This window comes from bacterium (assembly GCA_024228115.1).
Classification (GTDB): Bacteria; Myxococcota_A; UBA9160; order UBA9160; family UBA6930.
Genome location: JAAETT010000667.1, coordinates 1 through 3,537, shown reverse-complemented (window position 1 = coordinate 3,537; position 3,537 = coordinate 1). Strand labels below are relative to the sequence as shown.

2 protein-coding genes are annotated in these 3,537 nt (G+C 41.2%); both read right to left on the bottom strand.

What is annotated here, in order from left to right:
* Positions 1–2,877 (bottom strand): hypothetical protein (locus tag GY937_27660; GenBank protein ID MCP5060492.1); only part of this gene is annotated, 2,877 nt, incomplete at its 3' end.
* Positions 2,874–3,537 (bottom strand): hypothetical protein (locus GY937_27655; GenBank protein MCP5060491.1); only part of this gene is annotated, 664 nt, incomplete at its 5' end. The genes GY937_27655 and GY937_27660, both read right to left, overlap by 4 nt.

The window sequence follows — 3,537 nt, the reverse complement described above, 5'->3', positions numbered from 1 at the left end:
ACCCCTTGAAACAAACTTTCTATCCTTGTCCATTATACCAGTTGGATCAATACCCGTAAAAGCGTATTGTCTGCGGTAGACTTCACCAAGATAACCAAGTAATCCAGTATGGTTGATAGCGTTCCATGTTTTATCTTTTACGGTGTCCTTGCTTGTGTCTCTATCCATCGACGCTGATTTAAGCTCGTAAGCTGCATAACCTAGCATCATATGAGTAACCATCTCCATTGTAGAGCGTACAGAGCCTTCTTGCAGTAAAGGAAGCATTATTCTATTCGTTGCAGCCATGGCGAAAGACTGAAACTGGAATACGGTTTTAGCAAGCTCGCCATCAAACATTATAGGTAAATCGCCTGCGCCTGGCGTAGTGACAAGAAAATTACTTTCTTTAATCGCTGCCGCTTCAACTGCCTCTTTTATGTGAACATCAATATCCCATAAATCTAGATTTAAATCATACAAGCCGCCCGTTTGCGTTGAATGCTTCTTGGCTTGCTTTGCCATCTCTCCAATCATTTGATCGTCAAAGCCTAATTGATTTAGCTTTTTGGTGTCCGTACCTTTTATTAATGCATTTGCTACCCTGTCACCGTATAAGCTACCAGCTATTCCTTTTCCGAAGCTATTCCAGTGCTGAAAGCCTGTTAATTGTAAAGACTTTGTTGCAATGACTGAGGCGTATTTATCCATCGGTGTTGCTGTAAATTGATCGTCTACTTGAGTGATCTCTTTAATTCTTACTGACTGCGTTTTCTCTACCGCTTGAGATAATGCGCTCATTTGGTCTTTAGATATTCCGCTCAACTTAATAGATTTAGCATTAAAGTTTTTAGCCAGTGCTTTGATGTACTTGTTACCCATACCGTAAGCCATTTGTCGAGACACGTCAGGGATAGATGATACCAATACGTTACCAAGCATAGATGCAACGTTAAACGCTCTTGTGCTTCGCAATACTGATATTAAATTTCTTTCCAGTGGTGTTTTAGCGCTAGGTGGCTGAAACTCATTCATGAGCCTTTGAGCCATTACGCGCAAATCTCTAACGTCTGCCGCCATTTTGTTTTCGGCTTTTCTTAATTCCTTTTGAGCTTTTACAGGGTCAGCGCCTTCTTTAATGGCCTTGGTTGCTTTTTCAGATTCGACTTTAGTTTTATCTAATAGCCTAGCCTCTAATTCATCAAGCTTATATGTACCGAACTTTTCAGACATACGCGCCTTTGGAGACATTGAGCGCATATAGCCGTCCATCAATGCACGCCAATCTTTTACTAGAAAGTCATTTAGGTATTCGTCACGAATGTCTACGCGCTGCTTTGTTTGTGTAGGTATCTTTGAATTAGGTGTATTAAAATTAACATCACCCATAGTCAAATTGATGTCGCGGTTGTAAATCTCTCGCGCTATTTCTTGCCACTCTGCATCAGTTTTTGCTGGTGGTACTGGCAAGCCTTCTGCTGCTGCTTCGGCTTCATATCTAACGGCGCGTTCTTTTAATCCATCAATCCATGCTTGCTGATATCCTGCTGGATTATTTCTAATAGCATTAATATCTTTGCGCCTAGTCATGTAACTAGCTGCGGTTGTTGTCTTTATTGGCTCAGGGTCGCCGTCTTTGTTTAGCGTAAAAGTGCCTTCAACTTCTGCTTTAGCTGCTCGGTTCCATGTGTCATCGATATGAACACGAAGCTCTTTAGCTGCTTGCTGCACTAATGCGTTTTCGGATATGTCACCGTTACGCATTGCGTCAGCTAATTGAAAATTAAAGTCGTCAACAGTGCCGCCAGCTTTAACGAACTGAGATTCCAAACTAGCAACGCTTTGCTCGCTAATTCCATATTTAGCGTAATCAAGGTTAATTAAGCTTTCTACTGAGGTAGCGTTAACAGCATCATCTTGTAATCTAAATTGGTGATCAACCATATCTTGAGCAGTACCACGAACAATAGGGTTTTCACTTTGTAGCGTACGCCCGATAGGAGAGGCTTTAGTTGAGAATAATGCTAACTTAGTGAAAGGGTTAATTGTCTCTTTTACCTTTTCGCCTTTCGCTCCACCATAACTAGCAACTTCGGCAGCACCAACACTACGTGGCTCATCACCTTTCAAGTGTTTGCTTATCGCGTTGGTAACAACTTCTTTTTCTGAGCCTGTTAACTTAGCAATGCCTGCACCTAATAAACCATCGGCAATAGCGCCAACGCCAATATTAAACATTGATTCATCTAGCGTTCGTGTTTCTTGTGTAGAGTGTAAAGCTATTTCTTGAGCGCTTGATGCGACAGCACCAACAGCCATGGATTGACCGGCAACTTTCCACATATTAGCCTGACCGTAACCAGGTAACATCATCATTGCTAAGTTTATAGGGTCAGCAACACCAGCGGCAACACTAGCAGCAACACCAAGAGCGCCACCATTAGCAAGAGTGTTTTGGTTTCTAATCTCTCTATTAATGTTAGCTTTGATCGCGGCTGTAGTTTGCGGGTTAAAAGAATCACTAAAGGAATCGGCATATTTTTCATATCCATCTATGTCAGATTTACCTTCTGCACTCTTTACGAATGGCGAATACCCCTCAACATCAGGCACGTTAGGCATAGCAGTAGAAGCAACCCAAGCAGATAAACTATTAGTTTCCTCAAAAGCTGCCGACCATACCTCAAGAGTGCTAGGCTCTAAATCTGCTATTTCTTCATTACGCTTATTGTACTTGTCATAATTCGCTTTTTCTTGTGTAGCCCATTCTGTTTGGTCTTGTAAGTATGTGCGAGTGTAGTTAGGTGTTGATACAGTTTCGCTAGGGTTAAGTACAGTAACATCTTCAGGGTTCTGAATATTTGATTCTGTCTTTTGGTCGCCTACAAATAGCTTCATAATCCAACAGCCTCTTTAAAGCTTTGTGATAAAGGCTTTTCTTTTTGTGCTTTCACTTTGCTAGCATAGCTTTTTTGCATAGATACGGCCTTTTCTTTTCGCTCTTTTTTGCGTAGCTTTTCAGCTTCTATTGCTTCGCGCTCTTTAATTGCATCATCAATAGCCTTCTTCTGCGCCAGTTCTTGCTCTTTAGCTTGTGCTTCCTGTATCGCTTTAGGATCATATTCAAACCTATCTAGTATTTCAATATTTCCATCACCTAAATCTTTATAGGCCATGTATGAAAGTTCATTACCTAACTGATATTGATTTTCTGTTAATTGGTCAGATTGAATAATAACATCTTTGCCCAACTGCTTTACTATTTGCTTTCTGACTAATTGGTCAGGTTGTTGAGGCATATAAGGCAATACTTGCTTGCTACCATTTATTGTAGTTGGTGCGTACTTACCTTTAACAGTGTTAAACGCCATCTTTCTTGCAACGTCAATGTCAAAGCCTGACTTAGACAGGTTAGCCTCTGTTAATGCTGCGAACTCTGCCGCCATAAATACAGGCGTATCAGGTGTGCTAAACCAAGAGCCAAAAGCTTCGCTGTACATAGAACCTAAAGCCTCTGTGCTTTCGTCCATATTTTCACGGCCTGAAACCATAGTTTTT